The organism is Burkholderia aenigmatica (genome assembly GCF_902499175.1).
GTDB classification, from domain to species: Bacteria; Pseudomonadota; Gammaproteobacteria; order Burkholderiales; family Burkholderiaceae; genus Burkholderia; species Burkholderia aenigmatica.
This window is the reverse complement of record NZ_CABVQC010000048.1, coordinates 35,387-58,774: the sequence shown is the minus strand read 5'-3', so window position 1 is coordinate 58,774 and position 23,388 is coordinate 35,387. Positions and strand designations below refer to the sequence as shown.

Here is a 23,388-nt window from a genome sequence, read left to right as displayed (position 1 = left end):
AAGGGGGGACGCATGGATCTGTTGACCCTGGCCGGCGTGGTGCTGGGCGGTGCGGCGATCGTGTTCGGTTTCGCGCTGGAAGGCGGGCATTTCTCGATGCTGTTCCAGTTCGAGGCGCTCGTCATCGTGCTCGGCGGCACGCTCGGCGCGGTGATGATCCAGAACACCTGGGCGCGCTTCTTCGACGCGGTGAAGCAGTTGCGGCTCGCGTTCGTGCGGGCGCGCGAAGTCGATCGCAAGAACCTGTCCGACCTGCTCGAATGGGGCGACCGCGCGAAGCTCGACGGGCTGCTCGCGTTCGAATCGATGGACGTGAGCGGCATCCATCCGTTCGCACGCCGCGGGCTCGAACTGCTGGCGAACGGCGTATCGACCGCCGTGCTCGAGGACGCCTTGCAGCGCGAACTCGATGCATACGAACGCAGCCGCCTGGCCGCCGCACGCGTGTGGCAGCAGGCCGGCGGCTATGCGCCGACGTTCGGCATTCTCGGTTCGGTGCTCGGGCTCGTGCAGGTGACGAGCCATATTCTCGAACCGGCGCAGCTCGGGCCCGGCATCGCGGTCGCGTTCATCGCGACGCTGTACGGGCTGGCGCTGGCGAACCTCGTGTTCCTGCCGCTGTACGGCAAGCTGCGCGCGCAGATCGACAGCGAGCTGCGGTTTCGCAAGCTGTATCTCGACGGATTGCTGGCGATATCGCGCAAGGAATCGCCGCATACGATCGAAACGCGCCTGACCGGCGACGTGCGCGGGCGCGCGGCCGAGTCGCTCGCGTGATGGGCGTGTGTCGAACGACGAACCCGGATGTCCAACCGCATGACTGCTCGAACTGACGGCGCTTCCGCTGCCGATCGCGACGACGACGAACCCGAAGGCGCGCAATCCGGCCGCTGGCTGATTTCGTACGCGGATCTCATCACGACGCTGATGGTGCTGTTTCTCGCGCTGTATGTGCTCCAGCTCGCGAAATACAACGCGCTCGATGCACGGTACCAGACGCTCGCACGGCATGCGGAAAGTGCGGCGAGCGCATCCGCTGCCGCTGCCGTGACACCTGAGCACTCACCGCCCTGGCTCGCATTACTCGATTCGTTGAAGTCGAACGGCCGGATCTCGCTCGTGAAAGCGCCGCATGGCGTCGAGATCGGGATCGACGCGAAGATCCTGTTCAATGTCGGCGATGCACGCCTGCTGCCCGATTCGGCGCCCGTGCTGAACCAGATCGCGCAGGCACTGAGCGATCACGCGACCGGCGACATTCTCGTCGAAGGGCATACCGACAGCGTGCCGATCGCGAACGCGAAATACGAATCGAACTGGGAGCTGTCGTCGGCGCGCGCGGGGAGCGTCGTGCGCTACCTGACCGAGCGCGGCATCGCACCGCACCGGCTCGCGGCGATCGGGCGGGCCGATACGCAGCCGCTCGTCGCGGGGGACGATGCGGCCGCGCGGGCGCGCAACCGGCGGGTGACGATCTTCGTTGCATACTGATTGACGCTGAATTTTCGTCGATTGCGAGCTTATAGGCGGCCGCTTATGCCCGCCTGACAACAACATAACGAATCTCGCATGATGAACATCTGAAATCAGCGATGCGGTTCTGCGCGTGCATGCCGATAACCCAAACTGGCTCAGACCGAGCGGCTATCGAGGGTTCCCCATGCATTTCTGGCGCAAGCTTTCCATTCAGAACAAGCTGATTCTCAGCATGACGAGTTGCCTGCTCGTGTTCGTCGCGATCTCGAGCGGACTCAGCCTCCGTCTGATCGGCAACGCGGTGCGCGATCGCGTCGTGCGCGAAGAGCTGCCGACGGCCGTGAACGGCATCCGTGCCGACGTGCAGCGGCAGATGGCCGGGCCGATCGCCGCGTCGCGGATTCTCGCGCGCGATGCGTTCCTGCTGCAATGGGAGGCCGACGGCGAACCCGACGCCGGCACGCGCAACTGGATCCAGCTCGCGAAGAACGTGAAGGACGAGCAGAAGGCCGCGTCGGTGCAGTGGGTGTCCGTGAAGAGCGGCAACTACTACAACGAAGCCGGCCTGCAGCGGAAGGTGACCGACAAGGATCAGTGGCTGACCGGCTTCCTGTCGTCCGGTAAGGCGTTCGATGTGAACATGGACCGCGAGGTGACGGTCGGCGGCTACATGATGTTCATCAACAGCCGCGTCGAGCTCGATGGTGTGCCGATCGGCGCGGCCTGCATGAGCCTGTCCGTCGATGCGCTCGCGAAGGGTATCGCTGCGTACCGGATCGGTGAGACCGGGTTCGCGTATCTCGTGCGTCCCGATGGCGCGATCATGATGCATCGCGATTCTTCGCTGATCGACGGCAAGCATTTCATGAAGGACGAGCCGGGGCTGCCGGGTGATGCGTCGGCGACGCTCCTGGGCGGCAAGCCGTATGCGTACTTGAGCTACAACGGCGATGGCGGCGCGCGTTTCATCGCGACGTCGTTTATTCCGGAGTTGAATGCGTATGTTGTCGTTGAGGTGCCGCAGGCGGAGCTGCTCGGGCCGGTGACGCGTGCGATTCGTAGCGCGGCGCTGGTTGCGGCGGTGGTGGGGCTCGGTGTTGCATTGCTCGTGATCTGGCTGGTGGGCCGCGCGATCGCCGCGCCGATCCGCCGCGCGGCGACGCTGCTGTCGGAGATCGCCAGCGGTCAGGGCGATCTGACGCGCCGGATGACGGTCGAGAGCCAGGACGAGATCGGGCAGTTGTCGGATGCGTTCAACCGGTTCGTGTCGTCGCTTTCGACGCTGGTGCACAGCATTCGGGCGGCATCCGCGTCGATTGCCACCGGGTCGGCGCAGATTGCGACGGGGAATGCGGACCTCAGCGAACGCACCGAAGGGCAGTCGAGCAACCTGGAGCGCACGGCTTCGTCGATGGAAGAGATCACGGCCGTGGTGCGGAACAACACCGAAACGGCGACGACGGCCGCGAAGATGATCAACGGCGCTTCCGATACGGCGGCGCGCGGCGGGCAGGTGGTGGGTGAAGTCGTGACCACGATGCAGGAGATCAGCGACGCGTCGCAGCGGATCTCCGAGATCATCGTGATGATCGACAGCATCTCGTTCCAGACGAATATTCTGGCGTTGAACGCGGCTGTGGAAGCGGCGCGGGCCGGGGAGCAGGGGCGCGGGTTTGCTGTGGTGGCTTCGGAGGTGCGGAATCTGGCGCAACGCAGCGCGCAGGCGGCGAAGGAGATCAAGGCGCTGATCGAACATAGCGCGGGGACGGTGAATACCGGGTCGCGGCTGGTTACGGAAGCCGGGAAGGTGATGAGCGACGTTGTCTCGCAGGTTCAAGGTGTCAGCGCGATGATGAGCGAGATCGCTGAGGCGAGCCTGGAGCAGAGCGCCGGTATCGATCAGATCGGGGACGCGGTGCAGTCGCTCGATCAGATGACGCAGCAGAATGCGGCATTGGTGGAAGAAAGCGCGGCGGCTGCGGCAAGCTTGAAGCAGCAGGCGGCGGAATTGACCCGGCTGGTGTCGGCTTTCAAGGTGGATGAGTAAAGCCTGATTCGCGATTTAGAATAGGGCGTTTCTGAGGGACGGCTGCCGTGGGTTCACGGCAGCCGTTTTGCATATCGGCGCAGGATTCGGTGACGTTCATAAAAATGAAGCGCATTTCCAGGTGGAAGATCGGGGTGGGGGCGGTGGTGCTCGTCGCGGTGGTGGCTGCGGTGGGCGCGAAGGTGATTGCGTCGCCTACCGATTCTTATCTTGCCTATCGGAAGAAAGCCGTCGACGCGATTACAGCGGCGCGGATGGAAGATCAGGCGGATCTGGACAAGAAATACACGGCTGAGGTGAATGCGCGGTTGGTTAAGCTTGTTGGGACTGTTAGGGCGAAAGGTTTTCCCGGGAAGGCGGGGAGTACTGTGGACACCCTCTACATCGACAACGGGATGACACCCGGGCCGGATGGACTGCTCTTGAAGTCGAATGACGGGAAGGTGAATCTCGTTGTGACGACGGTTCCGCTTTTGAGGGCGTGGACGAAGACGGCGGATGCGGGGATCAACCCAACGGATGACGTTGTCGTTGTGTTCGACAACGAGACGTTTTATACCGACGTGTTCAGCGATGACGCTGCTGCATTTCGGTTTGCCGAATTGCCGGTAAAGCGGAAGCCAACTGACGCGGTGGTGAAGGCGCTGCTGCTGGGGGAAAGCCAGGATGGCGTGCCGGAGGGGCCGAATACGTTGGTAGTGTCGGTCAGGCAGGGAGAGCGGGTTTATGTCGTCTGGAGGGATGTGACGGTTCGGCAAATTGCATCGTGCAGTGCAGGACAAGTCACCGAGGGCGCGCGACAGGCATGTTACGCGAAACAAGTGGTTTCGCAGAGGATTTATCCACGACTTGTTGCACAAGCACAGTTGATGGTCGATGCCGTGGTGCGGTAGCGAACAGTAGTTGTCGCGGAGCAGTGAATATCGGGTCCGCGGCCGGTCAGCGAGGTAGAAGGGGCGACGAGAGATATCGCTTCGCAGGAGCAGGGGCTGCACGCTTGTTGAAATCAGCCTGAAATAGAGCGCCGACATCGACCAGATCGGCGATGCGGCGCAGTTGCTCGATCAAACGATGCAGTTGATTCGGCTTGGGCGGATGAAAGTGTGACCGTGGAATTGACCATACGCGTGTCAGCTTTCACGGTGGGGGGTTAGCGATTTTCTCCCCGTGAGAGAAGGGAGAAGCCGTAACAAAGAAATCCAAAGTGCCAAAACGGGTTGAGCGGGCTCTTGGGCAATCCTGGCACGGCGAACGAGAGTACGAATAAGCCTGCGGTCAATGATGTGAACCCGAAGATTGCCATTGGATATGCACTGTTCAGCGTTACGTGAATCCAGATAACACAATAGTCAACAATCGCGAATGTTAGTGTGGTCAGTGCAACAACGGAGGCGAGAAGGAGTGAGTAACCGATAATCTTGAACGGCAGGTAACTGGACGCCGTAAGCCAGCCTGTGACAGGGTCGTTGAATGTGTTCAAGCCTCCACCTGCGATAAAGGCAGCCGCGAAAAACGGGATGACAAGAATGGACGCTAAGTTCTTTACGCTCTCGATATCTTTTATGGCGAACATATTTTAAGTGTGGTGGTGATTTTTTGTGGATTGATATTTAAAGTCGGCCATCAATTTTATCTGATTTTACAGAATGGTGGTGAATAGGAAGGGGTGGTGCTGGAAATTTTTAATTGGGTGGTTTGTCTGAATTTGTGGGTGGGATGGTTAATCGATTCAGTGATTAGATGTTTGCGAGAGTCTGTTATAAAATCGGGTGGAAAGCTGATTATCGATTGATTTCCAGCTGAGGGCTGCGTATTATTTCTTGCTGGAGCGATTTTTTAACGCCAGCCCACGCAGCTTGATAGCGGTCTGACTATTCGTAAAATTTCCCCAAGTCTCGACGATTTGTGCGTTTTTCGCTTTGTGATCTTTTCAGTCGATATGGCCTGGACGGTTTTTGGGTAGTTCAGGCAGCGACGCTAGTATCGTTACCTGAAATATTGACGTTATTTTTTATTCATAGGTATATCATCGACGATCTGTACTATCCTGCGAAGAATCTGGTGAAACTCGATCACGTGGTCTTTGCGTTGTCTAGACGCAATCCAGACATGTGAATTGCATCAGAGTGTTAAGAACGTTAGTCAAATTCAATGGTGACGCTGCATCATGGCCATCGCCCTTTCAGTTGCCGCATGGATGTTTTCAGCGAAATCGTCTGGAAGACCAAGCACTAGATTTAGTTCGTAGTGTCCGCCGATAGGGTTCTGTTCAATTACGCTAGAAAGGAATTCGGGTACCTTTCTGGCTTGCTCGAAGAAGTCTGCGGCAGCACCACTAAGCAACCCATGCACCTCGGAGAAGGGCTCATCGACCCGAGAGAAGCGGACACTTTCTTCCCAAGCGAGGGCGCTGCTGCACATCTCGGCAATCAATCTGCATGTACCAATGATTTCGACATCAGAACCAGCTACGCCGGGTTCACCCCAGGCTCGAGCAAGTTCAGTGTTCATCAACGCGGAAAAGGCGTCGGCGAGCTGCCTAATCTCGTGCATTCGATCAAGAAACCAGGCGGCGATATCGGGCGTCGCGATCCGAGTTGCGGGTTTTATATAAAGACCTCGCTCAAGTGCCGACCATCGTTGCAGTATCGGCAACATTTCATAGCGAAGTATCTCTGCCGTCAAACGGAATTTCCAAAATTCCCCTTTCTCGAGAATAATGCGCTCGGAGAGGTAGCTTAAGCGTCCGAGTTCTTCTAGATGCCGCTGTTCATATCGACGCCTAATATCCGCTGCTGACTTTCCTATTTGTTCAGCGATATGGCTTTCGTGGGCTCTTTGCCATTCAAACATTAGACCGGCGGGATACCTGAGTGGATCGTCATCGACCTTTTTATGGCAATTACTACATAGCCAAATGGCATTGGTGATGGCGCTTCTTTCTGCCGAGGTCATTGCCGGTTCATAGCGAGCGGAGCCCGGATTCGCGCCGTAAATGTGAGCTGCTTCACCTACATTGATCGCATTGTTAGGATCTTCGGTCGGGCCACTTGTGATTGTCCCGCAATCAGGATTCGCACATCTGTAGGCAGACCGTTTCGCCAGGGTTGTAATTATGAGTTGTTTGAATCTATCTTCGGAAGCCATTTTTGACGCTATCACAAGGGTTAGGAGGTTTGCAGTCGAAGGTAGCTATTCGCAATTAGATGTAGTTCATTGAGGAAGCTTGGATAGAACCTCGTCGGCACCGAACCACTCATTTGCGATGACATGTGCTCGAACTGCAGCAGGTTCAGTGGAATAGGCGACAAGAGCTAAACTTGACCGGGCGCGACTGCAGGTCACGTAGAACAGGCGTCGTGTGCGATCCACGGAGGTTTCTTTGCCTTCTTGGATATTCCTGAAATCGGCAGCTGAGGGTGTCTTGGCGCCTAGTAGCTTATCGTAGCCGAACAGGAAACCTCGAGCTTCTCCATCGTCCATGAGCACCATGACACGATCGAATTCCAACCCTTTCACCCCCTGATGGGTATCAAATGGGGCCTCGTGTGCGATATAAGCGGCATACGGTGCGATTACCGAGAATGCGCAGTCGAGAAACGCGACCAGTGCAGCGATATGGTCGCCGACAGGGTCAGCCTCCTCGTCGGAAGTTCCTGCTGGCTCAGCCTTTGTGGCTACCAAAGCGGCTTTCAGGCCGTCAGGGATCTCGAAGAGATTGGTTTGGGCAATATTCGCGACAATAGCAGAACAGGTTGGTTCGCCATTGGTCCAGAGTGCCATTAGGCTGTCGATGGCCACCTTGGCAGTGCGGAGTTGTGCTATCGGTTTGTCATTCGCCTTCAATGTATCCTTGCTGAGCAACGGCGAGTTTTCGCGTACCAGCTTGGTTACTGCGAACTTGTCACCGTTTTGTTGTGCAGTTACAAGCGGTAGCACGTAGTGGGTGAAGAATTTAGTCGGCGCAAAGCTGCCATCGAGGAAGCTTGTCCGGTAGTCATCAACGGAAGCCAGCGCCTCGAACATCTGCAAGAAACCCATTCGCTTAGCCGCCATGTGGTGCTCTAAGGTCAGTATTTTGCATTTATTCGTGTCCGCCCAACCTTCGTCACCTGTGAGTCCCGCCATATAGTCTCGGACTCCCTGCTCTAGAGCGGGTTTGTCAGGTGCATCGGCTGGAAAGACAAAGAGCCGCACCCAACCCTCGGTTTGGTCGTCGCGCGGTTCTTGCTTGTGATTATCGGTACTTTTTCGAATCTGATTTATGAGCTTGACAATGCGCCGAGGGCACCGGTGGTTTAGCTTCTTCTCTGGAGTAGCCCAGTCTTCAGGTATTTCTCGTTCGATTCGCTCTTTGCCGTCTGGATAGATGCGTTGCATTGTATCGCCGATGAGACCTAGGCAAAAACGGTCGGCATGATTCTTCTGTACTGCGAGCAGTGCATCAACTAGTGTGCGGTTAGTGTCTTGACTCTCATCGATCAACAAAAACGGAAACTTCTCGACGAGGATACGCTGCATAAGCGGCTTCTCAAGTAAAAACGCCGAAAATATTTTGATGACTTCGCTGTGGTTCAGCGCATTGCGTTCTCGGTTGTCACCACTGGGGTTGTAGGTAAATGCCTTAACGTCGGCCAACCTATCTAGTCGGCGTTGTTTGGACTCGATCTGACTTTGACGTACGGCCGATGCCTTTGTACCTGCGCGACCCTTCCTTTCTTCAGCTTGGAGATCGGCAATCTCGCGCAGCAAGTTGTCCTTCAGCCAAGCTCTGATATCGGAATTTAATCCTTGGATACGTAACCAAGCGAAGCTATGAATAGTGCTTACAACGAACAGCGGATCGTACTCGGTGCGTCGCATAATTTCGTCGCACGCTGCGTTGGTGTAGGTTATTACTGCCACCTGTCGACCACGTAGACGGAGTGCGTCGCGGTATGTCTTAGCCAAATGATTCAGTGCGTTTACAAGTGAACGAGTTTTGCCCGAACCGGCACCCGCGAACAGAAAGAAGCTTGTGGGATTTTCCAGACTCAAAAGTCTAGTTAGTTCTTCTTCGATATGCTCGTCGAGCAAAATGTTTGTCGTTGACGGGACAATGGTGGTCATGCCGCTGCCTCTTCCGGTGCGGTGTCGACCTTGTTGTCCCCATCTCCTGCTACTTGTGTAAGCCCTAGTTCGACCTGTTTGCGTTCGAGTTGAGCTGCCAACCATAGCAAACCTTCGCGGATGTAGGCAGGGGGGCTCAACGAAAGGGGGTTTTCAATCTCGAGTAGATCCAGTGCGAATTCAGCTTTCCCTCCACCTTCAAGCGCCTTTTTGAGCGTCCCGCTTAGAGCATTTAGATCTTCGCTACTGGTGATGGCAACTCGGAACTTGGAGACGAGTCCGGTTCCCTGCAATGTCTCGAACAAACTGAGATTCGCCATTACAATTGCGTCTTCCAGAGTATAGGAGAGTGCCTCGGCAGTAACTCCCTTGAACGTCGCCAGGACGGGCGATTGGTAAGCAACGCGTATTGAGAAATTTTCGTCTGCATAGACTTTGGTCTTCTCGTTCTCCGGTATATCGAGCAGCAGGTCGAGATCACTGATGACAGGCCACCATGTTCGCAGAGTCGTATTGCGGGTTGTGTAGTTTGCGCCGCGCACCGGTGGTGCACTGGCGCCCGCTGCATTATTGGAATCGATGTCAGTGATAATCAATGTTGTGAGGCCGATTTTTTCGATTAAGCTGCGCAATTTATGAGCATGACTGCCGCCGATCTCGAGCCAAGTGATATAACTTTCTGACAATTTCTCGAACTCTGGATGGCAATTCACAAAATTTGGTACAAGGATGCGTTCGGCGGGCCCCTCGATCAGCACTGCAGCATCCGCAAAGAATAGGTCACAGTGGGTGACCCGCAAATAACGGGTCGCGAAGCGCTTTGTGTCTGAGTCGTTGCCGAACGCGTTTTCCAGGTTGATGACGCACGAAGTCGGAATCGCCTTTTCTCCACCCGGTAAACGACGGAAGTAACGTAAGGAGTCGAAATCGCACTCGTGAGCAATGTGACTCGAGTGCGTGCTGACTAACATTTGAGTCACAAAATTTTTGCTCGTGCCGAGGTCAACGTGATTACGCAGAATTTTGTGCGCTTGCCGGATGAAAACCTGTTGAACTTGGGTGTGAAGGTGGGCCTCGGGCTCTTCGATCAGTACCAAATGCAGGGGTGGGATAATTGTATCGTCAGCAACTTTATGTTTCGCTTTGCCGACGCGCATCCAACTGTCTCGAAAGGCCATAAGACGGAAGACCATCGAGATGAGATTCTGATACCCGAGTCCGTTGGAGTCCTCTGGTAGATATAAATCGGCAGCGTTTTCGCCGTCATTGATAGGTACGATGAATTGCACTGCCGCGTCGTGGTTCAGCCCTTCAACGGGGCGTAGCCGTGTCGAAATGTTCAGCTTGGGGTCTGTAACACCTGGATAGCCAAGCTTGTGCATTTCCTTAAGCGGGCTTTTGAAGCCGTCGCTAAGCCTTAGGTTGAACGCCTTCTGGGCTTCTTCGATCGCTTTGAGCGCGAGGAGGTCTTGCGCATCCGGATTCTCATAGGGATCGAGATGGCGGGTGTAGTACTGTCGGAGTTGAGTTGACAGCTTTCGTGTCCCGCTCGTGGTGACGGTTGCGTCTTCAGTATTGTCGTCACCCGCCACGCCAAATCCGCGCTGAGCACTGATTTCGTCTATACGAATGAGGCCGCGAAACGGATCTCCATCAATTGGTTCACTCCCATTGAGTGTCTGTGGCTTGGCCAGACCATTCTCCGGCTCGACGCACTTAGCCGGGTCGAGCACGTAGGCTTTGACGACAAAAAACGCTGCAAGTCGACGTTTCAGGAACTCCACAAGGTCCTGAGGCCAAATTGCTACTTGAAAATCAGCTGCAGCCTTACCTTGCTCTTCGGCCAAGGCGGCGCCTGACGACTGAAGCGCCAGCGCTTGAGACCGTGCAGTCACATATTCGTACTGTAGTTTTAAAGTGTCCTTTGGTTCGAGGCGCAAGCGCACACCTAGTCGCCCCCCGTCCCAATCGAGAGTGGGCAGGATATTCTGAACATAGTGAACTTCGTCATCGGCAACGTGAAGCCAGACATCGAGGAACGGCAATACCTTATCCCATGTCGGATCGGGCAGTGGCTGGTTTGCAGTATGTGCAGCTTCCCACGAGGCACCCATTGCGTTGATTGTCGGCCAGTGGGAGAGTGTGAAATCGTTGAAGCAAAAGCTTGATCGTTCTCGATCGACGAGAAAATAGCGCAGCGCTGTAATGGCTGAGGTCTTTCCGCTATTGTTGGCGCCAACGAAGACAGTCCTTTCGGTTGATAATCCTACTCGGGCCGATAATAGTTTTCTAAAGTTTGCGATCTCAATGAATTCGATGCGCATAGCTTGTTCCCCGATTCTCAGTTAGTTATCTCTCTCATAGTAACCGATCATGGATGCGCGCCATCGACGCGCATTTCACGTTATTGGGATTCGAACCGGATGATCGCGTATATCTCACGTTCAATTTCGATCTTCGGCACATCACTATCAAACCTGATCGCAGCGCGATGAGCTGGCGAGAGCAGCCTTACGGCGCGGCCGCCCAGGTAGAGGAGCAATCCAGCAGCAAGGGCCGCTTCGCGCGGCCCTTGCTGCTGGATTGCTGTTACCGCGTGAACACGACCGAGAGCGGGGGTTAACGCGGGCGCCGCGTCCGTGTCGATGATCACCTTGAACGATTGTCACGACCGCTGTACACGAAGGAATCCGCACAACCGCGAACCCTAACCCCCCCGCGCCTTCACAACCTTCCCCCGCTGCAACACATATTCGACGCGCTCCCCCTGACCGGCCACCACCCCGATATCCTCGAGCGGATTCCCGTCGAGCACGACCAGATCCGCGATCGCTCCCGCCGCCACCACCCCGAGCTGCCCCTGCATGTTGACGATCTCCGCCGCTACGGTCGTCGCCGACCTGAGCGCTTCCAGATTCCCGAGCACCTCCGCCCGAATCCGAAACTCGCCGGACTGAAACGTATGCATTTCCCCGAGCAGATCCGACCCGAACCCCATCTTCACGCCGGCGTTCGCATAGATTTCCAGCGACTCTCGCCCCTTCTGCTGAACGGAAGCCACCTTTGCCACCGATTCGGGGGGCATCCCGAACTCCGCGCCGTGTTTGGCAAGCGCGTCATAAGTGACAAGCGTGGGCACTACAAACGCGCCATGCTCGTGCATCAGTCTCGCCGCCGCCTCGTCCACGAGATTCCCATGCTCGATCGTCCTCACCCCACAGCGCACCGCCCGCGCAATCGCTCGCCCTGTATACGCGTGCGCCATCACATAAGTATTCGCGGCCACAGCCTCATCGACGATCGCCCGAATCTCATCCTCCGAATACTGCGTGTTCGCAATCGGGTCGGTCGGCGAAGCCACTCCACCTGACGCCATGATCTTGATCTGCGTCGCGCCTTTCTGAATCTCTTCACGCACCGCAAGCCGCACACCTTCGACCCCGTCCACCACCCGAGCAATCGCCCCTGTCCTGAAACAGCACGAACAAGGCTCCAGCAAGTCCCCGCGAGGCCGAAAGTCCCCATGCCCGCCGGTCTGCGACAACGCCTTTCCCGACGGAAAAATCCGCGGCCCCGACACCAGCCCGGTTTCGACCGCCTGCATCAAGCTCCAGTCCGCGCCGCCTGCATCGCGCACGCTGGTGAACCCGCGCGACAACATCGCATCGAGAATCGGCAACGACCGAATCACCGCAAGAATATTCGGCTGCGTCGCATTCGCGCCGAGATTCGCATTCGAAGCCAGCACATGCACATGGCAATCGATGAACCCCGGCATCACGGTCTTGCCGCGCACGTCAATCACATGTGCATTCGGAAAATCCACCGGCCGATCGGTGACTTCGACAATCCGGTCGCCGTCGATCACGACATGATGATGGTCGAGCAGCACGCCCCGTTCGAGATCGAGTACGTTGCCGCCTTGAAGCACGGTAATGGTCATGGAGAGAGGTCCTTAGCGATTGACGGAAGCGGCCCGCTTTGCGTCCTTCACGAAGCGCGTTCCGATGAAGCTGACGGCCGCCGCGAGGGTCACGTAGAAGGCAGGGGCCATGTTGCTGCCGGTGCGGGCGATGAGCCACGTGATCAGGAACGGCGCGAAGCCGCCGAAGATCGTGACCGCGAAGTTGTAGGCGACCGACAGCCCGGTCGACAGCACCTTGGTCGGGAACAGTTCGGCGAACGCCGCGAGGATCGGCCCCGTGTAGGTCGCGATCAGCACGCCGAACACGGCCTGGAACACGATCAGCGACGTGAACCCGGGCGCATGGTTGATCCACGCGAACATCGGCCACGCGAGCACGAGGATGACCAGCGCCGATCCGGACAGGAACACGCGCCGTCCCCACACGTCGGCAAGCCGGCCGACGATCGGTGAGCAGCACATGATCATCAGCCCGCCGACCATGCCGGCCGCGAAACCGGTCGATTGCGGCAGATGCAGCGTGCGCACGGAATAAGTCGGCATGTAGAAGAGCAGCACGTAGGTGCAGACGGTCCACAGAATGACCATCGAAAAACTCGCGAACGTTTCGCGCGGGTAGGTGGACAGCACCTCCTTCAGCGGCGAGCTCTCTTTCGCCTGCGCTTCGACGGCACTGAATGCGGGCGTCTCGTCGATATGGCTGCGGATGAAGTAGCCGACGGGCCCGACGATGATCCCGAGCAGGAACGGTAGTCGCCAGCCCCAGCTATGCAGCGCCTGCGCGTCGAGCGACGTCGTGACGAAGGTGCCGGTCGCGGCGCCGAGCAGCACGGCGAAGCCGATGCTCGACTGGATCCAGCTCGAGTAGTACGCGCGCTTCTCCGGCGGCGCGTATTCGGTGAGGAACGCGGTGGCGCCACCCATCTCGCCGCCGGCCGAGAAACCTTGCAGCAGCCGCGCGACGACGATCAGCAGCGGCGCGGCGATACCGGCCTGTTCGTAGGTCGGCGCGAGCCCGATGAGCGCGGTGCCGGCTGCCATCATGAGGATGGTGAGCGACAGCGCGGCCTTGCGCCCGACCTTGTCGGCGTAGATGCCGAGCACGATGCCGCCGACGGGCCGCATGAAGAAGCCGACGCCGAACGTCGCGACGGTCAGCAGCACGGACGTCAGTTCGTTGCCGGTCGGAAAGAACAGTTTCGCGATGATGACCGCGAAAAAGCTGTAGACGGTGAAATCGAACCACTCGAGACCGTTGCCGATCACGGTCGCGACGATGGCGCGGCGACGCTGCTGCACTGCCGCATCGACGGCAGGCGCGGCGCGCGGGGAAAGCGTTCCTTGCATGGTCTCTTCCTTGGTCAGAAGACGGGACGGGCGCCCCGCGTGAACCCCATGCTAAGGACAGCGCGATTTTTTTCTGAAACGAAAGATTTGCATGCACGCATGCGCTGGACGCATGCGTCGCGTTCAGGGTAGGTCAGGGCGCCGTCTGCCGCTCCGCCTGCTCGAACAGCCAGCGTGAGAACAGCCGTGCGGCCTGGTTCTGCGCGCGGTCGTTGGGCGAGATCACGTAGTAGCCGCCGCCGTGGCTCGCGGATGCGTCGGTCACGCGCACGAGCAGCCTGGCCTCGATGCATGCGTCGATCATGTAGCGCCAGCCGAGCGACACGCCCTGGCCGAGAATCGTCATCTGCACGATCTGCGGATACGAGTTGATCATGATGTCCTGCGGCTGCGCCTTTTGCCGGTCGATGTCGTTCTGGTCGAACCATTCGGACCACGACATCCACTGACGCTGCCCGTCCTCGAGGCGCAGCAGCGTCTCGTTCGCGAGATCGGCCGCGTCGAGCGTGCGGCCGGCCAGGTACCCCGGTGCGCAGACGGGAAACACTTCCTCGTCGAACAGACGGCGCGCGGTGTATTCGGCGGGCGCCTGCTGGCGCACGTAGTAGACGCCCACGTCGAACTCCGCCGGCGACATCGACGCGAGCCCGTCGCGCACGATCAGCCGCAGCTTGATGTTCGGATACGCGGCGCGAAACGCGGGCAGGCGCGGCGTGAGCCACAGCAGCGCCACGCCGGACGAGCACGCGATCGTCAGTTCGAGATCGCCGTAGGGCTTCATCACGTCGTGCGTGGCTTCCGCGCATTGCGTGAGGAGATGGTGCACTTGCGCCGCGTATTGCTCGCCGGCGATCGTCAGCCGCAGCGAACGATGTTCGCGCACGAACAGCGAGCGGCCGAGGAATTCCTCGAGCTGCTGGATCTGCCGGCTGATCGCGCTTTGGGTCAGGTGCAACTCGGCGGCCGCGCGCGTGAAGCTCGCGTGCCGCACCGCGGCTTCGAACGCGACGAGGCACTGGAGGGGCGGCAGGGGCGTGATGCGCATGGCGGGCGTGAGGGTCGTGTGGCTCGCGACATCATAAGCGGGGATCGCGAGGTAATCGCAAACTCGCGCATGGGTGAAAGCCCGACCCTCGGGTTGTCGCCTGCCGCGTCAACGCGGGCTTTCGTCGAGCGTCTCGCTATCGTCGATGCGAAAAACGATCGGCCCTCGCGGATAGTTCTTGATATCCGGAGAGAAGTCGTACTTCCCCTCGCCGCAATAATATAAAAACGAAACGATCCAGATCGCGAAGGAGAAGATCAGGGAGAGGCGCCCCCAGATGAAGAAGGCCAGCAGGCCGAGCGCGGTAAGAATGGAGAAAAAGACGACGGCCTTGCGCCACGGCGTTCTGAGTTTCTGCCAGGTCTCCGGGTGAATGCCGGCGGCAATGAAGGTATTGCGATTGAAGCGCAGCCCCTGATGCGCGAGGCCGCACAGAATGGCGACGAGCAGGTCGTGACGATTCTTGAAGCCCGCGCAGCGAATGGCATCGTCGGCGTCGGTCGGGATGAGGTTCATGCGCAGCGTATAGGCCGCGACGGGTTCGCGCGTGGCGCGTCGCCAGAACTGGAAGTTCGCGGGGCTCCTGGTGACGCCGGACGCCGTGTTGTATTCGACGTCATAGGGTCGGTCGGGGTTGGCAACGGCTTCGCGCCATTCGACGCACCGTTCTTTCGGGATGGCAGCCGGTTCCGGGCGCGTGCCGAGGCCATAGCGAAAGCCGGTCGAGTCGACCTCGAACCAGGCGCCGGCGTGTCTCGCGCCACGAATGAAAATCTTCAAGGCCCACGCGAGCACGCCCAGCAGCACGAGCCACAGGACGAACACGATGAAGCCTTTGTTGAAAAAGGAGCCGTCGTAAAACGGACTGACGAGCAACCCCGTGAACATCGTGCCGAACATCAGCGTCAGGCCGATATTGATCAGGTAGGTGGTGAACAGGTCGGGAACACCTTCGCAGGCAGGGATGCTGCGCAGGTGCGCCGGCAGCGAGATGACGCGCGGCTGCGATTCCGCGTCCCCATCCGGTCGAGCCGATGCGCTGTCGAGTTCGGGCGAGGCGGAGTCGTCGGAAGGTGTCGTCATGGTGCGCGGATGAGGCGGTCGAAACCGGTTGGATTTGTCATATGGTAGTCGATCTGGCGGGCGTGTCTGCCCACTACCCGGAGGCCGGTAGACGGTAAAAAGCGATACGGCCGGCGCGGACTGAAAGGCGATCACAAGCCGAAAGGGCGCTGTCGCGCTGCCGTATTCATGCGAAGATTGACCGCACAACACACTCGCCCGAGAACGACGTGACCCTATTCAATCCTGAGAGCAGACCGGACGCCGCCCATCCGCCGTGGATGCCCGTCGCAATGGCCGAACTCGGCATCCGCCGCCACCCACCCGGCAGCATCAACCCGCGCATCGTCGAATACAACAACCAGACGAACCTGGTCGGCTACGACGACAAGATTTCCTGGTGTTCGTCGTTCGTCAACTGGTGCATGAAGCACGCCGGCATTCGCGGCACCGGTTCCGCACTCGCACGTTCGTGGCTCGAATGGGGCCGTCCGCTGGATCGCCCGGTCTACGGCTGCATCGCGATTCTGACGCGCGACGATCCCGCAAGCTGGAAAGGGCATGTCGGGTTCTACCTGCGTCACGACGACGAACAGGTGTATCTCTTCGGCGGCAACCAGCTGGAAGAAGTCCGTGAACTTGCGTACCCGTTGAACGAAGTGATCGGCTACCGCTGGCCCGACGCCGGATGATCACATCGCTGCAGCACACCCAACAACATTGGGTCCAAGCATTTGGCAATGCCATCTTGAAAGACTCGGCGCTAAAACTCACGAAGCCACGTGTTCCGTTGTTTCGGGAGGTTACCCCGTGCTCGCTTGTCACGCATGTCGGAACGATGCTCGCGATGACCATGTTTTGGTCAGGTCTTGCAAGCGCAGCACCGCAGTCCACTCTACGCCTTGCATTGCCTGGGGGAGCAGCAGTGATCTATAGCAATGCTGCGAACCCTCAGGCACCTTTGTCCAACCGATCTTGGAAGCGCGCGGTATTTGTGTTCCCGGATGGAACGACGTTCGGTCTGTTGCCGCGTACCGGCCAAACGAATACGGAAGGTACCGAGATTGAGCCGCCGAAAACCGCTGACATTTCGCCGTCCGGGCAATATGTTGTCATCGGGCGAGTGGAGACTGGAACAGTATGGCAAGGGCAAGGGAAACCCGAATCTGTCCTGAGCCGGGAATATTGCCCAGTCGTCGAGGTACGCACAGGGTGCATTACCTCAGATCAAACGGGTGAAATTTGCGGGCAAGGTTGGACTGCTGGTCAGCCTGCTCAATGGGGAACGGACGAGCAAACTTCCACGATGCTGAAGAGCGATCGTCCATCGGCAAGTAACGTCCTCCGCTACATCGAAGCAGGGCATCCGGCGGATTGGGTTCTTCGCGACGATTCTGGGGCCGACAATGTGCTTCGTTGTGACCCGTTATCGTCGGGTAACCGTGCATCCTATCGAAAGATAGCAGCAGCTTTGCGCACGAAAAGTGCAACGAGTGATGCACGTTTGATCGAAGCGGCGCTTTCGAAAGGCCTCGGCGGCTCTCTTGATACGCGAGAGTCGAAAGACGCGGATGCCGAACGCCGGACCGCTATCGTATCGGTCGCAAAAGCGACTCTGTTCACAGCCCCCGACGACGCGACCGCCAGTCGAACCTATCTCGTCCAGAATGATGTCGTAACCGTACTGAAGCAATCTCCGGCTGGGTGGGCCTATGTGGACTACGTTAGCGCATCCGGTAAGCATGTGCTTCGTTGGATCAAAGCCGACCAGATCTCGATCAATGAATGATGCAAGTTGCCACGCCCCGCTCGAGAATATGAGTTTCATTCAAGACTGTCGAAGTGAAATTTCGAACGGGTTGGAGCATTGAGCAGTTTCGTGAGCAGGTGTATCGCCTCGGTGGCAATCAACGGGAAGAAATACGCGAACTCGGCTACCCGTTGAACGAAGTGATCGGCTATCGTTGGCCCGACGCCGCATGACCACGTAGCAACAGCACACGCAAAACCACAAACATGACGAAACCAGCCGCTGCTAACCTGTCACACAACCGCATCAACCAGCAGCCGCGAGCATCCGTACCCACAAGGAGCCAGCAGTGCAACCCGGTCATCTCCGCCTCTACGCCGATACGCAATACGCAAGCCCTTACGCAATGTCGGTCTTCGTTGCGCTCGAGGAAAAAGCGCTGCCTTACGAACTGGTGACCGTCGATCTCGGCAACCGCGCGCATTTCGCGCCCGACTACGCGGCGACGTCGCTGACGCAACGCGTGCCGACGCTCGTGCACGACGATTTCGCGCTGTCGGAATCGTCGGCGATTACCGAGTATCTCGACGAGACCTTCCCGGGCACGCGGCTCTATCCGGTCGAGCCGCGCCAGCGTGCACGCGCACGACAGGTGCAGGCGTGGCTGCGCAGCGACCTGATGCCGGTTCGGACGGAGCGGTCGACCGAAGTGCTGTTCTACGGGCCGTCGAGCGAGCCGCTGTCGAGCTTGGCGCAGGCCGCCGCACAGAAGCTGTTCGCGGCTGCCGACAAGCTGCTCGCGCCGGGCGCGGCCAACCTGTTCGGCGAGTGGAGCATTGCCGATGTCGATCTGGCGGTGATGCTGAACCGTCTGGTGCTGAATGACGATCCGGTGCCGCAGCGCCTCGCCGACTATGCGCGTGCGCAGTGGGAGCGGGCGTCGGTGCAGCGCTGGGTGAAACTGAAGCGGCCGCCGCTGTAAATCGCGGGGGCAGGGGGCGGCGGCGCGGTCGTTTGCGCCGCACGCCGATACGTCGTATCACGGTCCGCCCAGCCCACGTCGGGAGGTAGCATGCCCGCGTGATGTCATTCCGCCCACCGACTCTGAGTGGGAGTGATTCCCGATGAAGAAAATTTGTTTGACTGTCGTGGTCATGGCCGCTTACAGCATCGGATGGGCGGCATCTCCGGGTGAGGGCTTGGTTAAAAGCTGCCTTCTGGCGCAGTCCGTTTCTCAGTCCGTCGCGATCGAGGGCATCAACACGCACGAGGTGTCACAAGAGGACGCCTACGCAGCCGGCTATAACGCAAGCTATCTCGTCAAACATGACCGTGTCGACGTCGGCTACGCGGAAGGGAAGTCGACGCAGGCGTTGATCTATTCTGGAAAACTCTACCGATTGCCCACCGCCATGCCCATTGGAAATAATGGCGGAATCAAGCCGACGGCATTCAATCCCGCGCTGGCAGAGTGGAGCATCGCAAGAGAAGGCCGTCAGCGTTATCTATGTGTGAGCTTCAATTTTGACGGGCTTGGGAGAAGTGGGTCATTCCAGAATGTTCGTGGTGGATATCTCCTGGATTCGGTGAGTAGAGTGTTGTATTTCTTTGTTCGCAATGTGGATGGGTAATTTTTGTATTTTCCTTGGAGGAGAGATGAGGTTTTTGATTGTTTTTGTTCTTTTCTTCGGGATTGGAAAGGTTTTTGCAGAGGATAAGTCGTCTTCCCAGTCTCTATCGGTTGTGTCGGGCGGAAAGACGCTTGTCTTTGTTTGTGATCGTGCACGATCGGAAATCATGGTGTTTGATGGTGATGGAGCGGGAAAGGCGAGCGATTTGGTAGCGAATCAAAAATTGGATGATTCGGATAGTTGCAGTGGTGGTCTGTGGCTTGTGAACGAGCTAACCGGCACTGATACGAAGTTGGTCATGGTAAATCCCGGTAGGTCGGGGGTTAACGCCCAAATGAACGTTTATGCGGTTCGAGGCGGGGACGTGAAGTTTTCAGGGTATTTGCCGGTGGGAGCAGATTATGTGGGAGGGAGTCGGTATTCCTACGATTTTGACCAGGCAGATGGTCGGTGGCGGGATTTTTATGAGGTGTCTGACGGAAAAATCCGCTTGTCGAAAGAAATCTGGCTTGTGCAGTCTGGTGGGGTGTGTGTTGACAAAGCAGGAGGCGTAATGGATGGAGCGGAGTGTAAGGGGAAGGCGATGCACGCCAGCGAAAATAGGCCGTTATGTGTCCTTTATGACGGGCGAAATGGAAAAATTGCTCCAATTGAAGCGTGTTCACAGTTGATCGATCGCCCATGAGCGTGCCATTCCGCATGCACCCATAATTGGCATGCTAGAGTAGATCGGCTTTCCCCCTTTACCCAAATCCTCTCGAACCGCCATGAGCTATCTTCCCCAACTCGCCGCAGTCGGCGGCGTGATGTTGCTGGCGTGCGTCAGCCCCGGCCCCGACCTGATCGCCGTTTCATCCCACGCGCTCGGCAATCGCCGAGCGGGCCTACTGGCCGCGCTGGGCATCGCGTCGTCGCATGCGGTCTGGGCAGCGATGGCGATTTTCGGGCTCGGGCTGATCGTCGCGAAGCTTGCGTGGCTGTACGAGGCGATTCGCATCGCCGGTGCCGCGTACCTGATCTATCTGGGCATCAAGACGCTGTCGGGCCTGCGCCAGTCGGCACAGCAGGCTGAAGCCGCGAGCCAGCCGGTCATTCGCGGCGGCGTGCACGCCTACCGGAAAGGGCTGCTGGTCGGCCTGACCAACCCGAAAGCCGCGGCGTTCTTCGGCAGCCTGTTCGTCACGCTGCTGCCCGCGCATGCGCCGGCATGGGTGCATGGCGCGACGCTGACCGTGGTCGTCGCGGTATCGGTGACGTGGTTCTGCACGATCGCCGTGCTGTTCTCGACGAACCGTGTGCAGACGGGCTACGCGAAACTGCGCAAGCCGATCGACGCGGTGATGGGGACGATCCTGCTGGGGCTCGGCGCAAAGCTGGCACTCGACCGATAACGCTGTAATGAATGTGCTTGGCCCGATCCTCATCGGGCTCCTGCTGGCTGCCGGCGTGTTCGTTTCGATCCGGTTCTGGCACAAGCCGATCACGCGTATCGCCACCGTTATCGCAGGGCTGGGCATTGCGTGGGCGGCGGTTTATCTGATCGCGTTGTCGTCGGTTCAATGTCTGGGATCGTGTGGGTGAAGAGCGGGGCGCCGGCAAGTGTGAACAGCCGACCGGCCCAGCCAATGACGATCACTCCCCAGCAGCTGCCTCGATCGCGTCCGTGTCCCACTGCCCGCGTCGCGTTGCCTCGGCCAGCATACCCAGCGTCAGCGGGTAGCGCTTTGGCGGTCGGAGCCGCTTCACGAATAGCCCAATGAGTGGCGACAGCAGTTCCTGACCTTCCGGGCCAAAGTAGCGTCGGTACGGGAACCCTTCGGCGTCGACGTTGAATGTCTCGGCCCACTTGTCGATGAACTCGACCCCGTCGAGGCCAGTGACGCCGAGATCTTCCTCAAGCCGTGATTCGGGCTGAAGGTTCAGCTTGCCGCCGAACAACGGCCGGCCAAGCTCCTGACGGGTGAAGGCTTCGAAACGTTCCCAGGTATCGTCTTTCATGGCTCAGAGCATTCGATCTTCGGGCTTCACGAGTCGGTTGCAGGTCGTCACGGTGTTGCGCATGATCAGGAAGGCATCGCGAGCCAGAAACACCTCGCCTACGACGGGAATCGTCCGGCCGACCCATGCGCCGAGGCGGAGGTGAAGGCGATCCGAATACCGGACAACCCCACGCCCATGATCATCGGCAGGCGAAACGGTAGTGTCTGCGGGAACAGCTTGCGGGCAGCAAGCAAGGCGACGGAGGTGCCCGGTGTAGCCCCTGCGAACTTGCCGGGGACAGGGACGTCAGCCTGACCGAGCAGCATTGCCGACGCGGCTGCCAGATCGTCCAGGCCCAGCTGCTTGCGCGTCTCGTCGAACGCCACCAGGGCAAAGACGTCGACGGGCCGTAGATTCTGCTAAGTGCCGTAGGTGTACCGGTTTTCACTCATTCATTGTTCTCCTGATCCGGCAAGGGCGCTGCTCTCTCAGCGTGTGCCCCTCGCGAACGCGATACTTTACCGCATCGCCTGCAACAGCCCGGCCGGCGCCATATCGTGATCCCGCTCAGTTCTTCGCCACAGCCTCCACCTCCGGCCCACCCGCCGCCTCATTCCTGCTCCACCCACCCCCAAGCGACCGATACAGCGCCACCGCCGCCAGCGCATGCTCGCGCTTGACCTGATTGAGCGAATCCGAGTCCCGCAGATACACCTCCTGCGCGGACAGCACATCCAGAAAATCGGTCGCGCCACCCTTGTAGAGCTGATTCGCCAACCCGAGCGCCTTGTCCGACGCAGCAAGCGCGCTACCCAGCTTCCGCGTCGCCTCATCGGAACTGACGAGATTCGCGCGCGCGTCCTCGACTTCGCGCAGCGCTTGCAGCATCGTCTGCCGTAACCCGAGTTCCGACTCCCGCATCCGGCTTTCGCTCTGCGAGATGTCGGCGGTAATTCGCCCCGCGTTGAAGATCGGGCTCGTCGCACTCAACGCCGCGCTGAACAGGTTATCGGTCAACGTCGGCAACCCAAGATACGAAGCCGCCAGAATCCCGTCCGTCAGGTTCAACGAGAACTTCGGATACCGCTCGGCCTTCGCCACGCCCACTTGCGCCGCACGCCGCTCGACTTGCGCATAAGCCGTCAGCACATCGGGCCGCCGTAACAACGCCTGCGAGGGCAGTGTTCCCGGCGCGCCAACCGGCGGCGCCGGAATCTCCCCGGCCTGCGCCAGCACGAGCCGATCGACCGATTCCGGCGTGCGCCCTGAATACACGGCAATCAGGTTGAGCTGATGCGAGATCTGCGCCTGCGTCGGCGGAATCCGCGCTTCGAGCGCGTCGAGCTGGTTCTGCGCACGCGTGACGTCAAGCTCAGTCGACAGCCCGAACGCCTGCCGCTTGCGCGTGAGTTCGAGCGCATGCTGCCGGATCTTGGCGTTGTCCTGCAGGATCTTCAATTCCTGCTGCGCCCAGCGCAGATCGACATACGCGGAAGCCGCATCCGCCGCGAGCGCGAGCCGCATCGCATCTTCCGCATGCTTCTGCCCGACGAGCTTGGCCTGCGCGGCGAGCAGATCGAGCCGTTCGCCGCCGAACACGTCGGGCGACCAGCTCAGCGCGAGTCCCGCACCGGCCTGTCGCACATAGCCAAGCGGCGGCGGTGTGTTCTGCCGCGCGTCGGCCGCATGCGCGGTCGCATCGAGTTCGGGCAACAGCACCGCGCGCTTCTGCACGGTCAACGCCTGCGCCTGCTTCACGCGTTCGGCGGCTGCCTGCAGATCGAGGTTGCCGTCGAGCACGGTGGCGATCAGCCGGTCGAGCACGGGATCGTGGAATTGCGCCCACCACGCGGCGGCGTCGATGTCCGCGCGCGGCACATCGGTATCCCAACCATCCGGCGCGAGCGTGCGAACCGAATCCTGAAGCGCCGGATGCTGCGCGGGCTGCACCGCGCATCCTGCGGCGAGTGCGCTGACGGCGAGGGCGACGAGAAATTTTTTCATGATGGCGATGAC

At 59.1% G+C, this 23,388-nt stretch carries 21 protein-coding genes and 2 pseudogenes; 13 read left to right on the top strand and 10 right to left on the bottom strand.

The genetic code is table 11. The features are described from left to right. Window positions 1-12: 12 nt before the first annotated feature. The 4 genes from BDO18943_RS28730 (at window position 13) to BDO18943_RS28715 (ending at window position 4,416) form a co-directional block, all read left to right on the top strand. A complete protein-coding gene (locus BDO18943_RS28730) occupies window positions 13-777 on the top strand; it encodes a flagellar motor protein (protein ID WP_175003590.1) in 765 nt (254 codons plus the stop codon). 39 nt (window positions 778-816) lie between these two features. Further along, window positions 817-1,491 carry an OmpA/MotB family protein gene (locus BDO18943_RS28725; protein WP_175024944.1) on the top strand — a complete coding sequence of 225 codons (675 nt, stop codon included), beginning with the start codon at window positions 817-819 and terminating at the stop codon, window positions 1,489-1,491. A gap of 169 nt (window positions 1,492-1,660) precedes the next feature. After that, window positions 1,661-3,523 (top strand): methyl-accepting chemotaxis protein, encoded by a 1,863-nt coding sequence (locus BDO18943_RS28720; RefSeq protein ID WP_175024943.1) that lies wholly within the window; start codon window positions 1,661-1,663, stop codon window positions 3,521-3,523. Window positions 3,524-3,627: 104 nt separating this feature from the next. Then, window positions 3,628-4,416, top strand: coding sequence for a hypothetical protein (locus tag BDO18943_RS28715; RefSeq protein ID WP_175024942.1), 789 nt, complete (start codon window positions 3,628-3,630; stop codon window positions 4,414-4,416). 1,255 nt (window positions 4,417-5,671) lie between these two features. Here the strand turns inward: BDO18943_RS28715 and BDO18943_RS28710 are convergent. The 3 genes from BDO18943_RS28710 to BDO18943_RS28700 form a co-directional block, all read right to left on the bottom strand. Beyond that, window positions 5,672-6,670: an HNH endonuclease gene (locus tag BDO18943_RS28710; RefSeq protein WP_175024941.1), complete on the bottom strand. Its 999-nt coding sequence runs from the start codon at window positions 6,668-6,670 to the stop codon at window positions 5,672-5,674. Window positions 6,671-6,736: 66 nt separating this feature from the next. After that, a complete protein-coding gene (locus BDO18943_RS28705; protein ID WP_175024940.1) occupies window positions 6,737-8,632 on the bottom strand; it encodes a UvrD-helicase domain-containing protein in 1,896 nt (631 codons plus the stop codon). Further along, window positions 8,629-10,956: an AAA family ATPase gene (locus BDO18943_RS28700; RefSeq protein ID WP_175024939.1), complete on the bottom strand. Its 2,328-nt coding sequence runs from the start codon at window positions 10,954-10,956 to the stop codon at window positions 8,629-8,631. The genes BDO18943_RS28705 and BDO18943_RS28700 overlap by 4 nt, the downstream gene beginning before the upstream one ends. A gap of 53 nt (window positions 10,957-11,009) precedes the next feature. Between BDO18943_RS28700 and BDO18943_RS28695 the strand changes: the two genes are divergently transcribed. Next, complete coding sequence (locus tag BDO18943_RS28695; RefSeq protein WP_235996215.1) at window positions 11,010-11,255, top strand: hypothetical protein; 246 nt, start codon at window positions 11,010-11,012, stop codon at window positions 11,253-11,255. Window positions 11,256-11,339: 84 nt separating this feature from the next. On the opposite strand, the gene BDO18943_RS28690 is transcribed toward BDO18943_RS28695, so the two are convergent. The 4 genes from BDO18943_RS28690 to BDO18943_RS28675 form a co-directional block, all read right to left on the bottom strand. Further along, window positions 11,340-12,575: a metal-dependent hydrolase family protein gene (locus BDO18943_RS28690; protein ID WP_175024938.1), complete on the bottom strand. Its 1,236-nt coding sequence runs from the start codon at window positions 12,573-12,575 to the stop codon at window positions 11,340-11,342. A gap of 12 nt (window positions 12,576-12,587) precedes the next feature. After that, window positions 12,588-13,904, bottom strand: coding sequence for an MFS transporter (locus BDO18943_RS28685; RefSeq protein ID WP_175024937.1), 1,317 nt, complete (start codon window positions 13,902-13,904; stop codon window positions 12,588-12,590). A gap of 133 nt (window positions 13,905-14,037) precedes the next feature. Then, window positions 14,038-14,949, bottom strand: a complete 912-nt coding sequence (locus BDO18943_RS28680; RefSeq protein WP_175024936.1) for a LysR substrate-binding domain-containing protein — start codon at window positions 14,947-14,949, stop codon at window positions 14,038-14,040. 108 nt (window positions 14,950-15,057) lie between these two features. Then, the gene (locus BDO18943_RS28675; RefSeq protein ID WP_175024935.1) at window positions 15,058-16,032 is read right to left on the bottom strand and encodes a hypothetical protein; all 975 of its coding nucleotides are present in this window, start codon (window positions 16,030-16,032) and stop codon (window positions 15,058-15,060) included. Window positions 16,033-16,292: 260 nt separating this feature from the next. On the opposite strand from BDO18943_RS28675, the gene BDO18943_RS28670 reads away from it, so the two are divergent. The 8 genes and pseudogenes from BDO18943_RS28670 (at window position 16,293) to BDO18943_RS28640 (ending at window position 20,973) form a co-directional block, all read left to right on the top strand. After that, window positions 16,293-16,703, top strand: a complete 411-nt coding sequence (locus BDO18943_RS28670; RefSeq protein ID WP_175024951.1) for a TIGR02594 family protein — start codon at window positions 16,293-16,295, stop codon at window positions 16,701-16,703. Further along, on the top strand, window positions 16,700-17,800 hold the full coding sequence (locus tag BDO18943_RS28665) for an SH3 domain-containing protein (protein ID WP_175024934.1): 1,101 nt from the start codon (window positions 16,700-16,702) through the stop codon (window positions 17,798-17,800). Before BDO18943_RS28670 ends, BDO18943_RS28665 begins: the two co-directional genes overlap by 4 nt. Window positions 17,801-17,898: 98 nt before the next feature. Continuing rightward, window positions 17,899-17,994, top strand: a pseudogene (locus tag BDO18943_RS42780) (TIGR02594 family protein); the annotation flags it as partial. 116 nt (window positions 17,995-18,110) lie between these two features. Further along, a complete protein-coding gene (yfcF, locus tag BDO18943_RS28660) occupies window positions 18,111-18,743 on the top strand; it encodes a glutathione transferase (protein ID WP_175024933.1) in 633 nt (210 codons plus the stop codon). A gap of 142 nt (window positions 18,744-18,885) precedes the next feature. Next, entirely contained in the window at window positions 18,886-19,392 is a 507-nt protein-coding gene (locus BDO18943_RS28655) for a hypothetical protein (RefSeq protein ID WP_175024932.1), read from the top strand. Between the two features lie 25 nt (window positions 19,393-19,417). Next, the gene (locus tag BDO18943_RS28650; protein WP_175024931.1) at window positions 19,418-20,077 is read left to right on the top strand and encodes a hypothetical protein; all 660 of its coding nucleotides are present in this window, start codon (window positions 19,418-19,420) and stop codon (window positions 20,075-20,077) included. Between the two features lie 82 nt (window positions 20,078-20,159). Next, the gene (locus BDO18943_RS28645; RefSeq protein ID WP_175024930.1) at window positions 20,160-20,783 is read left to right on the top strand and encodes a LysE family transporter; all 624 of its coding nucleotides are present in this window, start codon (window positions 20,160-20,162) and stop codon (window positions 20,781-20,783) included. A 7-nt stretch (window positions 20,784-20,790) separates the two neighbouring features. After that, on the top strand, window positions 20,791-20,973 hold the full coding sequence (locus BDO18943_RS28640; RefSeq protein WP_175024929.1) for a hypothetical protein: 183 nt from the start codon (window positions 20,791-20,793) through the stop codon (window positions 20,971-20,973). Window positions 20,974-21,024: 51 nt separating this feature from the next. On the opposite strand, the gene BDO18943_RS28635 is transcribed toward BDO18943_RS28640, so the two are convergent. From BDO18943_RS28635 to BDO18943_RS28625, 3 genes and pseudogenes are all read right to left on the bottom strand, one after another. Continuing rightward, window positions 21,025-21,390, bottom strand: coding sequence for a DUF1493 family protein (locus tag BDO18943_RS28635; protein ID WP_175024928.1), 366 nt, complete (start codon window positions 21,388-21,390; stop codon window positions 21,025-21,027). A 3-nt stretch (window positions 21,391-21,393) separates the two neighbouring features. Beyond that, a pseudogene (locus BDO18943_RS43175) lies at window positions 21,394-21,824 on the bottom strand (STM2901 family protein). A 115-nt stretch (window positions 21,825-21,939) separates the two neighbouring features. Continuing rightward, window positions 21,940-23,376 carry an efflux transporter outer membrane subunit gene (locus BDO18943_RS28625; RefSeq protein ID WP_175024927.1) on the bottom strand — a complete coding sequence of 479 codons (1,437 nt, stop codon included), beginning with the start codon at window positions 23,374-23,376 and terminating at the stop codon, window positions 21,940-21,942. Window positions 23,377-23,388: the final 12 nt, after the last annotated feature.

Excerpts from the sequence above, each read along its gene's own strand:
- BDO18943_RS28730 (WP_175003590.1), top strand. The coding sequence starts at position 13 with ATGGATCTGTTGACCCTGGCCGGCGTGGTGCTGGGCGGTGCGGCGATC.
- BDO18943_RS28725 (WP_175024944.1), top strand. The coding sequence starts at position 817 with ATGACTGCTCGAACTGACGGCGCTTCCGCTGCCGATCGCGACGACGAC.
- BDO18943_RS28720 (WP_175024943.1), top strand. The coding sequence starts at position 1,661 with ATGCATTTCTGGCGCAAGCTTTCCATTCAGAACAAGCTGATTCTCAGC.
- BDO18943_RS28715 (WP_175024942.1), top strand. The coding sequence starts at position 3,628 with ATGAAGCGCATTTCCAGGTGGAAGATCGGGGTGGGGGCGGTGGTGCTC.
- BDO18943_RS28710 (WP_175024941.1), bottom strand. The coding sequence starts at position 6,670 with ATGGCTTCCGAAGATAGATTCAAACAACTCATAATTACAACCCTGGCG.
- BDO18943_RS28705 (WP_175024940.1), bottom strand. The coding sequence starts at position 8,632 with ATGACCACCATTGTCCCGTCAACGACAAACATTTTGCTCGACGAGCAT.
- BDO18943_RS28700 (WP_175024939.1), bottom strand. The coding sequence starts at position 10,956 with ATGCGCATCGAATTCATTGAGATCGCAAACTTTAGAAAACTATTATCG.
- BDO18943_RS28695 (WP_235996215.1), top strand. The coding sequence starts at position 11,010 with ATGCGCGCCATCGACGCGCATTTCACGTTATTGGGATTCGAACCGGAT.
- BDO18943_RS28690 (WP_175024938.1), bottom strand. The coding sequence starts at position 12,575 with ATGACCATTACCGTGCTTCAAGGCGGCAACGTACTCGATCTCGAACGG.
- BDO18943_RS28685 (WP_175024937.1), bottom strand. The coding sequence starts at position 13,904 with ATGCAAGGAACGCTTTCCCCGCGCGCCGCGCCTGCCGTCGATGCGGCA.
- BDO18943_RS28680 (WP_175024936.1), bottom strand. The coding sequence starts at position 14,949 with ATGCGCATCACGCCCCTGCCGCCCCTCCAGTGCCTCGTCGCGTTCGAA.
- BDO18943_RS28675 (WP_175024935.1), bottom strand. The coding sequence starts at position 16,032 with ATGACGACACCTTCCGACGACTCCGCCTCGCCCGAACTCGACAGCGCA.
- BDO18943_RS28670 (WP_175024951.1), top strand. The coding sequence starts at position 16,293 with ATGCCCGTCGCAATGGCCGAACTCGGCATCCGCCGCCACCCACCCGGC.
- BDO18943_RS28665 (WP_175024934.1), top strand. The coding sequence starts at position 16,700 with ATGATCACATCGCTGCAGCACACCCAACAACATTGGGTCCAAGCATTT.
- BDO18943_RS28655 (WP_175024932.1), top strand. The coding sequence starts at position 18,886 with ATGAAGAAAATTTGTTTGACTGTCGTGGTCATGGCCGCTTACAGCATC.
- BDO18943_RS28650 (WP_175024931.1), top strand. The coding sequence starts at position 19,418 with ATGAGGTTTTTGATTGTTTTTGTTCTTTTCTTCGGGATTGGAAAGGTT.
- BDO18943_RS28645 (WP_175024930.1), top strand. The coding sequence starts at position 20,160 with ATGAGCTATCTTCCCCAACTCGCCGCAGTCGGCGGCGTGATGTTGCTG.
- BDO18943_RS28640 (WP_175024929.1), top strand. The coding sequence starts at position 20,791 with ATGAATGTGCTTGGCCCGATCCTCATCGGGCTCCTGCTGGCTGCCGGC.
- BDO18943_RS28635 (WP_175024928.1), bottom strand. The coding sequence starts at position 21,390 with ATGAAAGACGATACCTGGGAACGTTTCGAAGCCTTCACCCGTCAGGAG.
- BDO18943_RS28625 (WP_175024927.1), bottom strand. The coding sequence starts at position 23,376 with ATGAAAAAATTTCTCGTCGCCCTCGCCGTCAGCGCACTCGCCGCAGGA.